This is a genomic window from Chryseobacterium mulctrae (assembly GCF_006175945.1).
In the GTDB taxonomy this organism is placed as follows: Bacteria; Bacteroidota; Bacteroidia; order Flavobacteriales; family Weeksellaceae; genus Chryseobacterium; species Chryseobacterium mulctrae.
On the sequence record NZ_VAJL01000001.1, the window covers coordinates 67,270 to 84,247 of the forward strand.

The 16,978-nt window shown below is 33.2% G+C and carries 15 protein-coding genes; 10 read left to right on the top strand and 5 right to left on the bottom strand.

Translation table 11 applies throughout. The annotated features are described in order from the left end of the window. Positions 1-275 precede the first annotated feature (275 nt). Genes FDY99_RS00300 through FDY99_RS00315 form a run of 4 tightly spaced genes read left to right on the top strand, consistent with a single transcriptional unit; the run spans position 276 to position 2,037 of the window. A complete protein-coding gene (locus tag FDY99_RS00300; RefSeq protein ID WP_139418610.1) occupies positions 276-599 on the top strand; it encodes an ArsR/SmtB family transcription factor in 324 nt (107 codons plus the stop codon). Between the two features lies 1 nt (position 600). Then, positions 601-1,059: an SRPBCC family protein gene (locus FDY99_RS00305; protein WP_139418611.1), complete on the top strand. Its 459-nt coding sequence runs from the start codon at positions 601-603 to the stop codon at positions 1,057-1,059. A gap of 11 nt (positions 1,060-1,070) precedes the next feature. Next, positions 1,071-1,454 carry a DoxX family protein gene (locus FDY99_RS00310; RefSeq protein WP_139418612.1) on the top strand — a complete coding sequence of 128 codons (384 nt, stop codon included), beginning with the start codon at positions 1,071-1,073 and terminating at the stop codon, positions 1,452-1,454. Between the two features lies 1 nt (position 1,455). After that, a complete protein-coding gene (locus FDY99_RS00315) occupies positions 1,456-2,037 on the top strand; it encodes a YdeI/OmpD-associated family protein (protein ID WP_139418613.1) in 582 nt (193 codons plus the stop codon). A gap of 167 nt (positions 2,038-2,204) precedes the next feature. Here the strand turns inward: FDY99_RS00315 and FDY99_RS00320 are convergent, their stop codons facing one another. Continuing rightward, complete coding sequence (locus FDY99_RS00320; protein WP_228448710.1) at positions 2,205-5,072, bottom strand: AsmA-like C-terminal region-containing protein; 2,868 nt, start codon at positions 5,070-5,072, stop codon at positions 2,205-2,207. 321 nt (positions 5,073-5,393) lie between these two features. Between FDY99_RS00320 and FDY99_RS00325 the strand changes: the two genes are divergently transcribed. Then, entirely contained in the window at positions 5,394-7,610 is a 2,217-nt protein-coding gene (locus FDY99_RS00325; RefSeq protein WP_162304122.1) for an outer membrane beta-barrel family protein, read from the top strand. 108 nt (positions 7,611-7,718) lie between these two features. Here FDY99_RS00325 and FDY99_RS00330 read toward each other — a convergent pair whose 3' ends face one another. From FDY99_RS00330 to FDY99_RS00345, 4 genes are all read right to left on the bottom strand, one after another. Then, positions 7,719-8,777, bottom strand: a complete 1,059-nt coding sequence (locus FDY99_RS00330; RefSeq protein ID WP_139418616.1) for an alpha/beta hydrolase — start codon at positions 8,775-8,777, stop codon at positions 7,719-7,721. 1 nt (position 8,778) lies between these two features. Next, positions 8,779-9,195 (bottom strand): (R)-mandelonitrile lyase, encoded by a 417-nt coding sequence (locus FDY99_RS00335; protein WP_139418617.1) that lies wholly within the window; start codon positions 9,193-9,195, stop codon positions 8,779-8,781. A 79-nt stretch (positions 9,196-9,274) separates the two neighbouring features. Beyond that, complete coding sequence (locus FDY99_RS00340) at positions 9,275-9,880, bottom strand: sugar O-acetyltransferase (RefSeq protein ID WP_139418618.1); 606 nt, start codon at positions 9,878-9,880, stop codon at positions 9,275-9,277. A gap of 85 nt (positions 9,881-9,965) precedes the next feature. After that, entirely contained in the window at positions 9,966-10,844 is an 879-nt protein-coding gene (locus tag FDY99_RS00345; RefSeq protein WP_139418619.1) for a helix-turn-helix domain-containing protein, read from the bottom strand. Positions 10,845-10,994: 150 nt separating this feature from the next. Between FDY99_RS00345 and FDY99_RS00350 the strand changes: the two genes are divergently transcribed. The 5 genes from FDY99_RS00350 to FDY99_RS00370 all read left to right on the top strand — a co-directional run bounded on the left by FDY99_RS00350 (position 10,995) and on the right by FDY99_RS00370 (position 16,974). Next, positions 10,995-11,957, top strand: a complete 963-nt coding sequence (locus tag FDY99_RS00350; protein ID WP_139418620.1) for a bifunctional helix-turn-helix transcriptional regulator/GNAT family N-acetyltransferase — start codon at positions 10,995-10,997, stop codon at positions 11,955-11,957. A 62-nt stretch (positions 11,958-12,019) separates the two neighbouring features. Next, positions 12,020-12,661: a DUF4272 domain-containing protein gene (locus FDY99_RS00355; protein ID WP_116094999.1), complete on the top strand. Its 642-nt coding sequence runs from the start codon at positions 12,020-12,022 to the stop codon at positions 12,659-12,661. A gap of 307 nt (positions 12,662-12,968) precedes the next feature. Next, positions 12,969-13,745, top strand: coding sequence for a transposase (locus FDY99_RS00360; protein WP_228448908.1), 777 nt, complete (start codon positions 12,969-12,971; stop codon positions 13,743-13,745). Between the two features lie 30 nt (positions 13,746-13,775). Next, positions 13,776-16,076 (top strand): TonB-dependent receptor, encoded by a 2,301-nt coding sequence (locus FDY99_RS00365; RefSeq protein WP_139418621.1) that lies wholly within the window; start codon positions 13,776-13,778, stop codon positions 16,074-16,076. 88 nt (positions 16,077-16,164) lie between these two features. Beyond that, entirely contained in the window at positions 16,165-16,974 is an 810-nt protein-coding gene (locus FDY99_RS00370) for a DUF4249 domain-containing protein (RefSeq protein ID WP_139418622.1), read from the top strand. The last annotated feature ends 4 nt before the right edge of the window (positions 16,975-16,978 follow it).

A 16,978-nucleotide genomic window follows, 5' to 3' on the forward strand; every position in this document is an offset into this window, starting at 1 on the left:
ATTCCTGATATATTCCCGCTAAAATAAACGGTTTAAGAAGTTAAACAAACGTTAAAATAAAGTTATGAATGCTAAGTTTTTGAATGTCATTAATGTAGCAACTGCCTTAGTTTCTTTTATTAAAATTCACATATACTCTATTGTCCATTATAGCTTCAAATATTTAGTTTTTAAAGCTTTATAATATTAGAAAAGAAAATTAATTTTAAAATTTATCAGAAAAAACTTGCGTAGTTATTTGACTACATTTAAATTTGTAGTCAAATAACTTCATAATGAATTTAAGACGAGATGTTTTTCAGGCCATTGCCGATCCTACAAGAAGATCAATTTTGGCGTTGGTTGCAGCACAATCGATGACAGCCGGAGCAATTGCTTCAAATTTTGATACCGCAAGACCAACCGTTTCAAAGCATATTCAGATCTTAACAGAATGCGAGCTCTTAACTTCCGAACAAAACGGAAGAGAAATAATTTACCATCTAAATCCACAGAAAATGAAAGAAATAGCCGACTTTATCGAACCTTTCCGAAAAATGTGGGACGATCGTTTCAATACATTAGAATCTATTATGAAAAACCACAAAAACAAAGATTAATATGGAACTTAAAACAAAAATTAAAGCAGAAGAAAACACGCAGGAGCTTTTCATTACAAGAGAATTTGACCTGCCTTTGGAATTACTTTTTAAAGCGTATGAAGATGCCGAAATTGTAGAACAATGGATGAATACAAAAGTAATAAAGCTTGAAAATCATAAACATGGAAGCTGGAGATTTGAAACTTCTCATGACGGACAAGTTGTCTTTTCGGCAAACGGAGTCATTCTGGAATTTATTCCGAACGAAAAAATCACCCGAACTTTCGAAATGGAAAACAGTCCTTTTCCGGTACAGTTAGAGTTTCTCACTTTCGAAGAAATTGGAAATGAAAAAAGCAAACTGACAATTCAGCAGATATTCAAATCGGTAGAATACAGAAATCAACTTTTAAAAATGTCTTTCGCAAAAGGTTTGAGCATGGCGCACGACAAACTTCAAAATATTTTCACCAATTAAAATAACGTGAAATGGAAAAAAGAAACAAAATCATTTATTGGATTGTCACAATTTTTCTTTCCATCGGAATGTTGGCAGGAGGAATACAACAAACGCTTCAGATAGGCGGTTACAACGAAATCATCACCAAATTACATTATCCTTTATATGTATTATCAATCTTGGGAGTCTGGAAAATTTTGGGAGAAATCGCAATTCTCATTCCTAAATTTCCTTTGCTGAAAGAATGGGCTTATGCAGGGTTTTTCTTTGCAATGTCGGGTGCAGCAATCTCTCATTTTGCAGTAGGACAATCTTTTACAGAAGCAGTTCCTGCTTTGATCTTATTGATTGTAACGATTTTATCGTGGTATTTCAGACCTTCAGACAGAAAAATAATTTCTAAAAACATTTAAAATGAATCTACAAGCTGAACAATCTTTCGAGAAAGAAAAAAAATGGAAAGAAGAATTTTATTTGTTGCGGGAAATCATTTCTGAGATTGATTCTCTGGAAGAAGATTATAAATGGATGCATCCTTGCTACACATTAGACGGAAAAAACGTGGTGCTCATTCATGGTTTTAAAGAATATTTTGCACTGCTTTTTCATAAAGGTGTATTGATGAAAGATCCTCAAAATATTTTAATTCAACAGACTGAAAATGTACAGTCGGCAAGACAGATCAGATTCAAAAATATTGAGGAAGTAGAAAAACAGCGAGCAATCATCAAAAAATACATTCAGGAAGCTGTAAAAATAGAACAATCCGGGCAAAAAGTAGAATTGAAAAAAGCCTCTGAATATCCCGTTCCTGAAGAATTCCAAAGAGCTTTGGATGAAGATAAAACTTTAAATGAATCATTTTATGCTTTAAGTCCGGGAAGGCAAAAAGGATATTTATTCTATTTTAATCAGGCGAAACAATCAAAAACGCGCGAAACACGAATTGAAAAATATTATCAAAATATTCTCGACGGAAAAGGAATTGACGACTGATTGACTACGCAACTGTCATTCTGAATGCAGCGAAGTGAAATGAAGAATCTTACGAATAAAGAGATTCCTCCTTCGTCGGAATGACATTAAAAAAACCACCAAAAAAATATAAAAAGAGGAATTCTTATTTTAGAAATTCCTCTTTTTGTTGAAATAATCGATTATTGTTATTTTTCCTTTAAATCTTTGCTTACTTGTTTTTCAGCATTTTTAGCCTTCTGCTCCTGAGCTTCTTTTTCTTTTCGTTGTTGCCTTTTTGTTTTTTTCTCGGCACGTCTTTCTTCACGAATTACTTTATTTGATTTTTCATTATACAAAGCGTCAACAATTCCCTGCCCTTTTTTACTGAATATTTTTACCTGAGGTTTTTCGTGAGTTCCGGTAACAACAATCGGGAAACCAATCAATCCTCCCGGAAGAATTCCGACGCGAACTCTCAAATCAAGCAAGCCGTTGAAACTTGTTGTTCCGCTGATTGTGGGTCTTAAAATCGAAACTTTAAAAGTAAATTTATCAACGTGAATCAGATTATTTTTGATGTACGTTTCAATATTCACTCCTTTCATATCGGGGTTATTGAAAGCTTTTGCTCCAATATTATCACCAACTGCAGAAAGCATTTTAAGATTTTTCACTTCTACGTCACGAAGATTCACCACTCCTCCACCTTCTAAAGACGGATAAATCGGGGTCATATTTTTATCAAAATCTCCTTTTAATTTGTAATCTAAAGAAACAATTCCCTTTACATTTTTAGCTGCGGTTGCCATTTCACGAACCATATCAATTTCATTATACGCTCGTTGAACATCAAAATCCAAAACATTCAAAGCGATATCATAATTCGCCGTCAATGGAGATTCATCCTGATAACGCGCATCAATTTTCATTCTGCTTCCCACAACGTCAAATGAAGTATTTTTAAGAAAAACTTCGCCTTTATTGACCGAAGCCAAGCCGAAAAGATTATTAAGATTTAATCCTTTAAACTCAACATTTTTAACATCTGCTTCCAACGAAACATCCAGGTTTTTTGGAATAATCACAACGCCGCTGCTCTTTGGGTTTTCAACTTTTGCATAATCAACTTCAATTGATTTTTTTGAATTATCACCGTCTTTCAAAGCCATAAATTCATCAATGAGAATGTACCGCGATTTTAATTTAAACTTTCCGTGAAGAGTGCCTTTTCTTTCAATAAAATAATTGATTGTGTTTAAAAGATAACCATTTAAAGCAAAATCAGATTTTCCATAATTGGCGAAAAATTTCCTGAACCACATTTTTTCATTCTCAAACTCGAAGTTTCCTTCTTTAATGTAAAATGATTTCGGAAGATATTCTGTCGTGGTTTTTATATTTTTTAAAATTAAATTTCCGCGATTGTCTAATCTGCTGTATTGACCGGTTGTTGCATAACTCTGTCGTCCGTTCAGAGACAAATCTGCCATAATTAATCCGCTTACATCTAACCCTTTTTTGGCAAAAACTTTATAAATTCTCCCTACATTCAAAGTTCCTTTTGCACGAACTTTATAGAGAACATCTTCAAAATTCTGCAGATCGGCATTTACGAATACAGGATTTCCTTCAAAATCAAATTTAAATGGGTCTAATTTTACGCCTAAACTTTTAAAAGTTCCGTCGGTATTGATAATATTTGCAACAATATTGATATTCTGAATCGGATTTGGATAATATTTTGTTTTCAGCCAACCATTTTTAAGATTGAGATAACCGTTGGTTTTCGGGAATAATTTTTTATCTAAACTAAAAATTCCATTTGCTTTAATATTCGTATCCATCAAACCTCTCGCATCGATATCTTTTAAACCTAAAGCCTGAGTCAAAGTCTGTAAATTAACGGCGCCTTTTACATCTGCATTAATCTGCATTTCGTCTAAGCCTTTTGTTTTTACAACCGCTTTAAAATTATTATTCGGACCTAGATCGAAACTTAGATTTTTCAGGTCAAGTCCTAATTTTTCTGTATCTAAATCGGGTAAATCTACATTAAGATCCATATTAAAATTGTTCATCGGAACAGGCGCTTTTCCATTGGAAACAAAACCATCTTTTAGCATTAATCGTGCTTTTAATCTTGGTTTTTGATTTTGTGGCTCACTGAATCTGCCTTTCAGACTGAAAAACAAATCGCTTTTTCCTTCAATTTTGGTGTCTTTTGCCCAATCTAAATATTGTGGCGGAAGTACAGAAATCATATCACGAATCGTAGTTTTCTCAGATGCCGCATTGATGTCGAGATTGTAACCATCCTTTAGAATACTTACAAAACCTGTAAATTTTAATGGAAGATCATTAATTCTCAACTCGTTTTTTCTCAACACAAAAGTCAACGCATTGGTATTGATTCTGGTAATTAAATCTGCATGTAAAGTTTTTTGTTTGGCGTAATAAATTCTGTTTAAACTGAAATCTAACTTATCAATATCCAAATCGGTTTCAAGATCAAAAATATCTTCACTTAACCCTCCTTTTCCGGTGTAATTCAGTCCTTTTGCATCAACCAAAACTCTTGCAGCATGATCGTTATATTTGACATTCCAGTTTCTTAGTTTAATTAAATCAAGCTTTATTGAAGCTCCAGTACTTGTTGTATCTTTTGGTTTTTCTGAAGGTTTTGAAACATATACATTATAGTTTGCTTCACCTTTTGTGTTAACGAAAACATTCGCATAAGCATCTGTAGCATAGATTTCATCAATTTTCACTTCTCCATCAAAAATTAAATTTTTAAGATTGATGCCGACTGCCACTTCTTTTGCAGCAAGTAAAGTATCATTCTGAAAAGGCTTTGAACCTTTCAATAAAAAATCATCAACAGAAACCGTCAATGAAGGAAAATGCCTGAAAAAAGTAAGATGCGTTTTTTTGTAATCAAGCTCTCCCGCAAGATGCTTATTGGCAAACAATTTTACCTGCTCAGAAACTTTTCCCGGGAATAAAATCGGAATGATGAACATCAAAAAAAGAATGGAAGCAATGGAAATTCCTATCCATTTCAGAATTTTCAAAATTATATTTTTAAACCTTTGCATGGCTGAATTATTTTGTGATTATACGTGCGAATTTTGCACTAATATTTGATTATTATCTAAAATCGAGCCATTGAAAACCTTTTCTAGTATGTAAAACGTTTTATATTTCTAAAAATATTCGTCATTTATATTTACTGATGTAATACTTTAATCATTATGATTGTTAATAAGAATATAACCCACACTCGAATGACTAAATACCAAACCTTCTTATTATTCATTTTCAATTTTTTATTTTTTTCTGCGCAGCAAAAATTTAATATTAACGGAACTGTCTCAAATAGTAATAACACTAATTTGAATACACCAATTGAGATCTATTTATATGATAATGAAAATCAACTCATTAAAACGGCCATAACAAAAGAATCGAAGTTTGAGTTTAATGATTTGAAATCAAACACCTATTATCTGCAAATCTCTTCCGGCGAAACGGAACAAAAAGAAAAACCGTTCTTACTGAGTCGCGATGAAAATTTCACTATTATTTATCAGCCGAAAATAAAAGATATTGAAGCGATAACCATCACTCGTGAGAAGAAAAAATTCAGTGTAGAAAACGGAAATATCACATTAGATATTACAGATTCGCCTTTAAATAAAGTGGCTACTTCTTCAGAATTATTAACTAAATTACCATTTGTAACACTCGATGCCAATGGCGAAGGTGTTTCTGTTATCGGTAAAGGAAGTCCTTTGTTGTATGTTGACAATCAGCGGGTAGATTTTTCTACTTTGTCCGGAATTTCCGTGGAAGATATAAAATCTGTTGAAATTATCAGAAACCCGTCTGTAAAGTATGAATCTGAAGGTAAAGCAGTGATTAAAATCAATTTAAAAAAGAGCAAAAGAGACGGCTCTAAACTCTCATTATCTGAAACGGCAACCTTTCAAAAAAGATTCAGCAATTATTTTAATGCAAATTTTCAGCAGAAAAAAAATAAAACAGAATGGAAAATCAATGCTGCATTCAATGCTGTTCAACATTGGGAAAGTAACGGTTACAACTATACTGTTCCAAGCAAAAACATTTCATCAGATTATACCATCGTTTCTATTACCAATCGTCCGCAAACTATTTTTGGTGCTAGTTTGTATCAGGAATTAAATAATGACGGAGATTATCTAACTTTGTCTTTCAACAGTAATTTCCGCCCGGATAAAGGTGATAACAATACTAATACAAAATACTCTGAAAATGGAGTTTCTTCAAATATACTGACCTTAAATCATCAGGATAACAAACGAGCATCGATTAACTCGGTTTTTAATTATAATAAGAAATTGGCAGATTGGGACGCCAATATTTTTACAGGATTTCAGTACACCAGAGAAAGCCGTAATGTAGATTATGAGTTTTTTAATAATATTGATGATTTGGGGTATGAATTCAATCAATTTAGAAAGCAACGATATTCCGGTGATGTTTATTCCGGAAGAATTGATTTTGAAAAAAAACTTAATGAAAATTATAAATTAGAATTGGGGACAAGCTTTACAAAAGCAGAAACTACTACTGATAATGTTACTAATTATGCTTCCATAAAAGCTCCAGAATTTTTTAATTACCTCTTTAAAGAAAGCAATACAGGATCATACGTCAATGTAAATGCTGAAAAAAACAAATGGAATTTTAAGGCAGGAATTCGTATGGAAACCACTTCTGCCAAAGGTTTTGATAATATTTTGAAAGACACTACTCTTTCCCGAAATGCTGTAGACTGGTTTCCGAATGCAGAAATTTCTTTTCAACAAAATAAAGATTATGTTTATACTTTAAACTTCAGAAAAACAATTTCAAGACCTGGCTACGGCAATCTCTCTTCAGGAGGATTATACGGAAGTCCGTACATAGAATATGAAGGAAATTCGAATTTAATACCGACTTATACCAATACCCTTTCTTTTACTACGAGTTTAAAAAAATGGTCGCTTAATGCATCAGTTTACACCAGTAAAAATCCGATGGGCTATACTTTGGTTTATGACGATGCAAAAAATATTTCAAAATTTACACTGATCAATTTTGAAAAAGAAATGGGCGCAAGTCTCGGTGTAGACGTTCCTTTTGAATGGAAAATTTGGTCTTCACAGAACAGTATGTCTGTCAATTATGGTAAGACAGAAGACAGTTTAGCCTTCGTTAAAAGATCGACTCCATATCTTTATATTTATACCAATAATACGTTGAAAATCGCTAAAAACTTTTCGTTGTTGATGGATGGATATTACATCACCAAACGTACAGAAGGTTTATATGATAACAATGCCGTTTGTGTTGTTAATTTCGGGATTACCAAGTCTCTGTCTGATTTTGATTTTACATTTAGATATAATGATCTTTTTAAGCAGATGAATTATATTCAAAGTATGACGTATGATAAAATTAGTTCTACAGGAAATTTCTATGGAAATACACCTACAGTTTCGGTTGCTGTAAAATATAATTTTGGCAGGCTTGAAAAATCGAGTTATAAAGAAAATAATGTGAATGAAACTTCAAACAGATTATAATTAAAAACTTGTGATAACTTTGGAAAGTTATCACAGACTTTAAATAAAAAAGGTTTATTTGCACATTAATTTACAAATAAACCTTTTTAAATATTTTCTAAAAAATGATTATTTCAGATTTGTTTTAAAGAAACTTTCCAGTTTATCAAAAGGAATAACCTCTACTTTATCATACAAGTCAACATGTACCGCATTAGGAATAATCATTAGCTCTTTCGGCTCAGCTGCAGATTTATAAATATCTTCACTGAAATACCTTGAATGGGCACTTTCACCCGCAATCAAAAGCATAGGTCTTGGCGAAATTTCTTTCACATACATTAATATCGGCATATTCATAAACGACAGCGGATTGGTAATCAACCACGATCCATTAGAATTAAGCGAATTGGCATGAAAACCACGAGGTGTTCTGTAATAATCAAAATATTCTTTTACAAATTGCGGCTCGTCACCTTTCAAAGTTTCGGGTAAATTTCTTGTACCTTTGGCTGGTTTTCCGTTTTCAGCATCTTTCCATCGTTGTTGGTTCAAATCTTCCAAAGTCTGATTACGCTGTTTTGGCGTTACAGAATCATTATAGCCTTTCGACATTACACGTGTCATATCATACAAACTTGTTGTAGCAACAGCTTTCACTCGTTTATCTGCTGCTATTGCATTAAGTGCAAAACCACCAAAACCACAAATACCGATAATTCCTACCCTATTTCTGTCTACATTCTTTTGAAGACCCAGAAAGTCAACCGCTGCACTAAAATCTTCTGTATTGATTTCAGGTGATGCTAAATTTCTTGGCTCACCACTACTTTCTCCTGTATAAGATGGGTCAAAAGCGATGACTGCAAAACCTCTTTCGGCCATTTCGTTGGCGTACAAACCTGATGATTGCTCTTTTACCGCACCAAATGGACCACTGATTGCCAATGCCGCTAATTTTTCATTTCCCACATTTTTTGGAAGATATAGATCTCCGCTCAATGTAATTCCGTATCGGTTTTTGAAAGTTACTGAGGTTCTGGTTACTTTATTACTGAGCTTGAAAGTATAATGTTCTGTTGTATTCATTTTCTTTGAGCTTTTATCTAATGACTTTTGTTTGGTTTGAGCCGAAAATTGGCTTAAAAACAATATTATTGTCGCAAAAATTAAGGTGAGTTTCTTCATTTTATTTTTCATGATTAGCTTCATTAAATTCTTCATCTGTCACAGGTTTTAACCACTTTACCTGTACATCTTCTTTAAAGTTGGTGATAGCAATATGCGTCATTGCCGTCTTAGCAGATGCACCGTGCCAATGCTCAACATTTTCAGGAATATTTATAACGTCCCCTTTTTTGATGATTTGTGGCTGTTTCCCTTTTTCCTGATAAAAGCCGGAACCTTCCGTTACAATCAAAACCTGACCTTTCGGATGCGTATGCCAATTGGTTCTTGCTCTAATTTCAAACGTTACTGCGCCTGCAGAAAATTCATTATTTTTATCTTTACTTACCAAAGGTGATAAAAATGCATTTCCGGTAAACCATTCTTTGGGTAATTGGTCGCCTTTCGGAAAGAGTGCTGCGGTATTTTCTTGATTCATTTTTTCTTGATTTTTGTTATTACACGAAGCTATTATTATCACTATGGATGCAGATAGCAATAGTATTTTATTGTTAAATTTAAATAATTTCATTCTCATTTTTTTTGATTATTTTTGCTGGAATTCCGCCTACAACCACATCATCCGGAACATCTTTGGAAACCACAGCTCCGGCCGCAATTACAGCATTCTCACCAATTGTAACTCCTGGTAAAATAGTAGCATTTGCACCTATCCACGCATTTTTTTTAATATGAATAAGTTTGCCAATTAGTCCGTTTCTTAATTTCGGATCTAATGGATGATTCTCAGTGATAAGACTCACTTTCGGACCTATCAATACATTATCTTCAATCGTTATTTCGCCTAATGCAAGAAAAGTACAGTCGAAATTGATGAATACATTTTCACCAATATTGATATTCTTGCCGTAATTGATATAAAGTGGCGTAAATACTGCGACATTTTGAACTTCCTGATTTAAAATTTCACTCAACAATTTTGTAATCTCATCAGAATCTGATGAATTATTCATTTTTATGAGTATTTTTTTGACTGCAAAAGATTCATCCCTCAATCGGGGCATTTCCGGATCGTTGGGTAAGATTGTTTCTCCCCTCAATAATCTTTCAAAAATATCTAGTTGAGGCAGAATGGATGTGGAAGCATTTTGTGAATTAGGCATCTTAAATTGTTTTGATAATAGAATACAAAGGTATTAAGGCTTAGAAATAAGCCGTTAAAGATTATCAAACCAAAAAATAAGAATTTCAAACCTCAGTTAATCGAAAAGACTTGGGATTAGTTCCTGTTTGTTTTTTAAAAAAGTTGTTGAAGTAAGTTGGATATTCAAATCCGAGAGCATAGGCAATTTCTGAAACACTCCAATCTGTGTGTTGCAAAAGTGCTTTGGCTTCTGTGATGATGCGCTCAGTAATATGATTTGTTGTTGATTTTCCGGTTATCTCTTTTACAGCACGATTTAGATAATTTACATGTACATTCAAATGCTGAGCATAGTGTTGCGCTGTTTTTAGCTGAAGAGGATTTGCTGTTGTTTCAATTGGAAATTGTCTTTCTAGTAACTCCAGAAAAACTGAAGATAATCTTGAAGACGCATTTTTATTTTGTTCGTAATTTTCAGAGGGTTCCATCTTGAGAGATTCATGAATAATAAGACTGATGTAATTTCTAATTAATTCATCTTTATACACATAATCACTTTCTTGTTCGGTAATCATTTTCTGAAAAATAGTATTGAGAAAATCTCTTTGCTCAGATGTAATTTTTAAAACCGGGGTTCCGCCAATTTTAAAAAAAGAAGACTGCTGTAAGCTTTCCGAACGCTCTGAATTCTTAAAAAATTCAGCAGAGAAAAGAATTGTATATCCCACATATGTTGTAGAAATAGTTTCCCAAGAATAAGGGATATGCGGATTACCAAAAAATAGAATTGTACCTTCCTGCTCAAAGGTTTTATCAGAATAATGAATCTTACTTTTTCCGGTGGTAAGACATATTTTATAGAACTCTTTTCGGCTGTAGGTACGTGTGTCATTGCTATCACTTTCAATTTGAAATGCCTTAAATCCCTGAAGCTTCAGTTCACTATTAAATTCTGAAATTACTCTGATAATCTTCTCTTTCATTTGATAAAGTTAAGAAATTCAAACTTTAAAACAACATTTCATGCTCTTAAGTTTACTATCTACTCAGGAATATTTATTTTATAATGAAACATAAATTTTGCCATTTAAAATCATTTATATAATTTTACATAATCAGTTATGTAATTAATTATGGAAATATTCAACCGTACAGGAAAAATGGCTTTAGGAAGCAGATTAAGATTGTTGACAAGTAAAGTTACTGAAGATGCAGCTCAGATTTATGAGCTGTATAATATTGAAGGTTTTTCTCCAAAATGGTTCCCCGTTTTCTTTGTTCTCTCTGAAACAGAAGAAATAACCATTACCGAAATCGCTAAAGAAATCGGACATTCGCAACCTTCTGTTACGAAAATTATCAAAGAAATGACCAAAGCAGGTTTGGTAAATGACAAACTTAACTCCAATGATAAACGGAGAAACGTTGTTGGTCTTACAACCGAAGGAATTTCTTTAGCTAAAAAAATGATTGAAGAACAATGCACCGATATTGATGTGGCGATTGACGAAATCATCAGCGAAGCGACTAACAATCTTTGGGAAGCATTGGCAGAATGGGAGTTTTTACTGGAACAAAAATCTTTATTGAAAAGAGTAAAAGATCAAAAAAAACTGCGTGAAAGTAAAGATGTTAAAATTGTAGAATACGAACCCAAATATCAATCAGCTTTCAAAGCTTTGAACGAAGAATGGATTTCTACCTTTTTTGAAATGGAAGAAGCCGATTATAAAGCATTAGAAAATCCCAAAGAATATATTCTGGATAAAGGCGGAAAAATATTTGTCGCTCTTTATAAGGACGAACCTTTAGGAGTTTGCGCTTTAATAAAAATGAATGACCAAAATTATGATTTTGAAATGGCAAAAATGGCTGTTTCACCAAAAGCTCAGAGTAAAAACCTAGGTTGGCTTTTAGGACAGGCAATTATAGATTCTGCGAAACAATTGGGAGCATCAAAAATATATTTAGAAAGCAATACCATTCTGAAACCTGCTATTAATTTATACCATAAAATGGGTTTTGAAAAAATTGTAGTTCATCAAACGCCTTACAAACGCTGCAATATTCAAATGGAATTAAATTTAAAAAAATAATCAAAATCTAATTTTAGAGATTTTATTATCTTTAAATAATTTCAACTATCAAATTCTAGATAATGACTGAAGAACAAAAGATTAAAGTAAGAGAATTTAATAATCAAATCATAGCCGATAAAAATTACAGATTTAATTCGTGGCTTCCGGTTTTGGAAGATCCTGATATGAGAAGTTTAGACGAAATAAAAGGTAGGATGTCGGTAATGAATGCTTTGATCAATATTTCGTTTGAAGCACCCATAACTTTCATCAGAAAATGGATTGAAAAGCATGATCTGACTTCACATCTTTCTAATTGGGAAAACGAAATTCTGCTTAAAGATAATGATGAATTAAGTGATTACGAAATCAATTCTCTACGCTGGTATCTTGAAGGACTTTGGGCGTTAATGTGGGCAACGAAAACAGTTCCAAATCTTGATGAAACCGAGTGGTGTGGTGAAAATATGGCAACATTTCTACCCAATCTTGAAGAAAATGAAAGTAATGAAAAAATCAGCCAGTTAAAAGAACTGAGAACTGATGATGAAGTTTACAATATGCTTGATTTATATTACCGTTTTCATTGGTATTGTGTTGATGAGAGAATTAAAGGAGTTGAAGCTAAAATTAACGAAGGTATAGTCTACGAAAGAAGAAAAGCTTTGGAATGGCTCATCAACAAAGATTCTGATTGGGATGATATCGAAATGGGAACTTAAGGAATTTTTAATATTAGCCAGACAATAAAACAATCGTAACCCCGTTGTTTAGGCAAATGTAAGCTTATATTTCTCAAATCGATGAGTAAATAACAAGTGTTTAAATTTTAAACACTTGATTTTTTAATGATGAGAAACTTTAAACTTATATCCTATTTAAAAAATAAACTAAAAAAAATTGATACAGAAAACATCAAACCTGTTTAAACTTTTTAGAAAAAGAGTTTCCAGAAAATTAGCAATTTAGAGTTGCAAAAAAAAGAACTAAAATCTGGAACTCATAAGCAAAGATAAACTGGAAAAATGGATTTTACCTCATTTAAGCAAAGGCAAACGAGGGTTTTCCACGAGATTTGATTTAGGAAAAATCTTTAAACTCATTATAAAACGATTGAAAACAGGCTGCCAATGGCGGGAATTAAGCCTCAAAGAATATTTTTCAAAAGAAACAATAAGCTGGCAATTAGTCTATTATTATTTCAATAAATGGTGTAAGGACGGCTCTTTCAAAAGAATTTGGATTTCTCTTCTTCAAAATAATAAAAGGAAATTAGATCTTTCCAGTGTCCAATTGGATGGAAGCCATACCCGAAGTAAAACAGGAGGAGAATCGGTAGGTTATCAGGGAAGAAAATCATCTAAGACCAGTAATTGTATTTTTCTCTGTGATAATCAGGGACAAATGCTTTCAATGGGAAAGCCAATAAGCGGTGAACATCATGATCTTTATAATATTGAAGATACTTTGGAAGAGATTTTCGGTCTTCTGGATGCTGCTGATATAGAGTGTAAGGGATTATTTCTTAATGCCGACTCTGGTTTTGACAGTAAAAAACTTAGAGATATGCTGTATAAAAAAGAAATTATTGGAAATATCAAAGGGAATCCTCGTAACAGGGATACAAAGAATGAAAAATATTTTGATAATGAGTTGTATAAAAGAAGATTCAAAATAGAAAAAGCAAATGCATGGCTTGATAGCTTCAAAGCTTTATTAGTAAGATTTGAGACTTTGAATATTACTTGGACAAATCTACATTATCTCGCTTTCTCTATTTTGTTTCTCAGAAAAATAAAAGTTTAAACAGGTTTATCATTAAAAACTGCAACTACAATTGCTGCGGTCTGCTTTAGTTCGGTCGTTTTTGCCCAGCAAAAGTACTCGGTAAGCGGAACAGTAAAAGATAAAAAGAATGGCGAATTGCTCCTCGGAGTTGTCGTAAAAGTTGCCGAAGATCCTACTATTTCAGTCGCAGCCAACGAATACGGGTTTTACTCACTTTCGCTTCCTAAAGGTTCTTATACTTTAGTGGTTTCCAATCCTGGATTTAAAGATTTTCAGCAAATTATTAATGTTGAAGACAATATGAAGCAAAACCTTCAACTTGATCAGGAAGGTGAAGAAAGAACCGCTAAAATTGACGAGGTTATTATTTCTAGTGTTAAAAAAGATAAAAATCTTTCATCCGCACAAATGGGAACTGAAACTTTAAGCATTAAACAAATCGATAAACTTCCAGTTTTGTTTGGTGAAAAAGATGTGATGAAAACCATTCAGCTTTTGCCAGGAATTAAGAGTAGCGGTGAAGGAAGCAGCGGATTCTCTGTGAGAGGTGGCGCGACAGATCAAAATTTGATTTTATTGGATGAAGCAGCAGTTTATAACGCTTCGCATTTGCTTGGGTTTTTCAGTACATTTAATAGCGATGCATTGAAAGATGTGAGCATTATTAAAGGAAACAGTCCGGCTCAATATGGAGGTAGACTTTCTTCTGTTTTGGATGTAAAAATGAAAGATGGAAACAACAAAGATTACAACGTCAACGGAGGAATTGGTTTAATAAGCAGCCGTTTGAGTGTAGAAGGACCAATTCAAAAGGAAAAATCTTCATTCATTGTTTCGGGAAGACGAACGTATGCGGATGTTTTTCTGAAAGCAACAGACGATTTTAAAGACAGTAAATTGTATTTTTATGATTTAAATTTAAAAGCCAATTATCAAATTAATGATAATAACCGTTTATATTTATCGGGATATTTTGGAAGAGATGTTTTAGGTTTGGGCGATACTTTTTCTACAGATTGGGGAAATACAACAGCCACTCTACGCTGGAACAGTATTATCAACAGTAAATTATTTTCCAATACTTCATTTATTTACAGCAACTACAATTATAATGTAAGCTTAAGCAGCAACAACAATACTTTCGGATTGGATTCTGAGATTGAAGACTGGAATTTAAAGCAGGATTTCTCTTGGTTTGCAGGAAATAAGCATTCTGTTAAATTTGGTTTACAATCTATTTATCATACGATTACACCAAGTAGCGCTTCGGGAACGAGTGTAAGCAGTTTTCCGAGAAATCCGAGATATTCTTGGGAAAATGCAGTTTATATTAATGATGATTTTAAGGCAACAGAAAAACTAACTATTAATTACGGAGCAAGATTGGCAATGTTCTCTGTTTTAGGAGGTGATACTTTTAACACTTATGAAAATGGAGTATTAACAGATTCTGAATATTTAGAAAAAGGAAAATTCGGGAAAACGTATGTAAATATTGAGCCTAGAATTACAGCTAATTACAGAATTAATGAAGTAAGCAGTATTAAAGGAGGGTATTCCAGAAATACTCAAAATTTACACTTATTAAGCAACAGCGGAAGCGGAAACCCAACCGATCAGTGGATTGGAAGCAGCTATACCGTAAAACCTGAAATCGCAGACCAAATCAGTGCAGGTTACAGTCGAAACTTCAACAATAATAATTATGAATTGAATGCTGAGATTTATTACAAATCAATGCAAAATCAAATTGATTATAAAAACGGAGCGCAAATTTCATTCGATACTGCAGCCGATGTTGAAAGTGAATTGTTATTTGGAAAAGGTAGAGCTTACGGTTTAGAATTAATCGCCAAAAAGAAAAGCGGAAAACTGACCGGATGGATTTCTTATACTTTGTCTAAAACCGAAAGAAAAATCAAAGGAATCAACGATAACGAATGGTATGATGCAAGACAAGACAAAACACATGATCTTTCTATTGTAGCAACGTATCAGCTTAACCCGAAATGGTCTTTCTCAGGATTATTCCTTTACAGCACAGGAAATGCAGTGACTTTCCCAACCGGAAAATACGAACTGAACGGGCAAACCGTTTTCCAGTACAGCAGCAGAAATGCAGACAGAATGCCCGCTTATCACAGAATGGATTTGAGTGCAACGTATGAACCAGAATCCAACAAACGTTTTAAAGGTTCTTGGTCTTTTGGAATTTATAATGTCTATGGAAGACAAAACGCTTACACCATTACTTTTGAAGACAATCCGAATAATCCGGGAACAACAAGAGCGATGCAGACTTCATTGTTCCGTTGGGTTCCGAACATTACTTATAATTTCAAATTTTAATTTATAGTAATTTAATAATATATTTTAGATTTAAAATTTTAGTGTTCAACTAATCTCTAAGATCTAATTTCTAACTTCTATTTAATTTATGAAAAATATATTTTTAATCATATTATCTCTCTTTTTGGTAACCTCTTGTGAAAAAGAAATTGATCTCGATTTGGAAGACCAAAGCGGAAGTATTGTTATTGAAGGAAATGTAACCGATCAGACTGGTCTGTATTACGTAAAAATTACAAAATCGGTTGCTTTTACTCAAGCCAATCAATATCCGGCAATAGAAAATGCACAAGTTGTTTTAAGTGATAATACAGGACAAACCGAAACTTTATTATATGTAGGAAACGGAAGATACAGAACATCCTCTTTTGTAGGACAATCTGGCAGAACCTATACTTTGAAAATTCAGGCTGAAGGAAAAGAATACACTTCAACAAGCACAATGCCCGAAGCTGTTTCTTTTGATGATTTAGAACAGGATTCTTTTACTGTGGGTGGAGAAACCAGTTATACGATTTTACCGGTATTTACTGATCCTGTCGCTTTAGGTAACCGTTATTTGTTCAGCTATACCGTAAATAATATGCCTAAGCAATATTTTTCGGAGTTTTCTGATAATGTAAACAACGGAATGCCTAATCAGAGACCCTTACTCCTTCCAAACGATGATGGTGAAGATCCTGATGATGTAAAAGTGGTTGTAGGTGATACCATTCATGTAGAAATGCAGTGTATCGACAATAATGTGTACACATTTTACTCGGCATTACTTCAACTTTCCGGAGGCGGCGCAGGTGGCGGCGTTACACCAAGTAACCCACCGAGTAACATCAGCAATGGTGCTTTAGGATATTTTTCAGCACATACCGTGAGGAAAAAAAGTATCGTGATTCAATAAAATC

What these genes read in the sequence shown, in the direction of transcription:
- FDY99_RS00300 (WP_139418610.1), top strand. Translation starts at nt 276, where the DNA reads ATGAATTTAAGACGAGATGTTTTTCAGGCCATTGCCGATCCTACAAGA.
- FDY99_RS00305 (WP_139418611.1), top strand. Translation starts at nt 601, where the DNA reads ATGGAACTTAAAACAAAAATTAAAGCAGAAGAAAACACGCAGGAGCTT.
- FDY99_RS00310 (WP_139418612.1), top strand. Translation starts at nt 1,071, where the DNA reads ATGGAAAAAAGAAACAAAATCATTTATTGGATTGTCACAATTTTTCTT.
- FDY99_RS00315 (WP_139418613.1), top strand. Translation starts at nt 1,456, where the DNA reads ATGAATCTACAAGCTGAACAATCTTTCGAGAAAGAAAAAAAATGGAAA.
- FDY99_RS00330 (WP_139418616.1), bottom strand. Translation starts at nt 8,777, where the DNA reads ATGAAGAAACTCACCTTAATTTTTGCGACAATAATATTGTTTTTAAGC.
- FDY99_RS00335 (WP_139418617.1), bottom strand. Translation starts at nt 9,195, where the DNA reads ATGAATCAAGAAAATACCGCAGCACTCTTTCCGAAAGGCGACCAATTA.
- FDY99_RS00340 (WP_139418618.1), bottom strand. Translation starts at nt 9,880, where the DNA reads ATGCCTAATTCACAAAATGCTTCCACATCCATTCTGCCTCAACTAGAT.
- FDY99_RS00345 (WP_139418619.1), bottom strand. Translation starts at nt 10,844, where the DNA reads ATGAAAGAGAAGATTATCAGAGTAATTTCAGAATTTAATAGTGAACTG.
- FDY99_RS00350 (WP_139418620.1), top strand. Translation starts at nt 10,995, where the DNA reads ATGGAAATATTCAACCGTACAGGAAAAATGGCTTTAGGAAGCAGATTA.
- FDY99_RS00355 (WP_116094999.1), top strand. Translation starts at nt 12,020, where the DNA reads ATGACTGAAGAACAAAAGATTAAAGTAAGAGAATTTAATAATCAAATC.
- FDY99_RS00370 (WP_139418622.1), top strand. Translation starts at nt 16,165, where the DNA reads ATGAAAAATATATTTTTAATCATATTATCTCTCTTTTTGGTAACCTCT.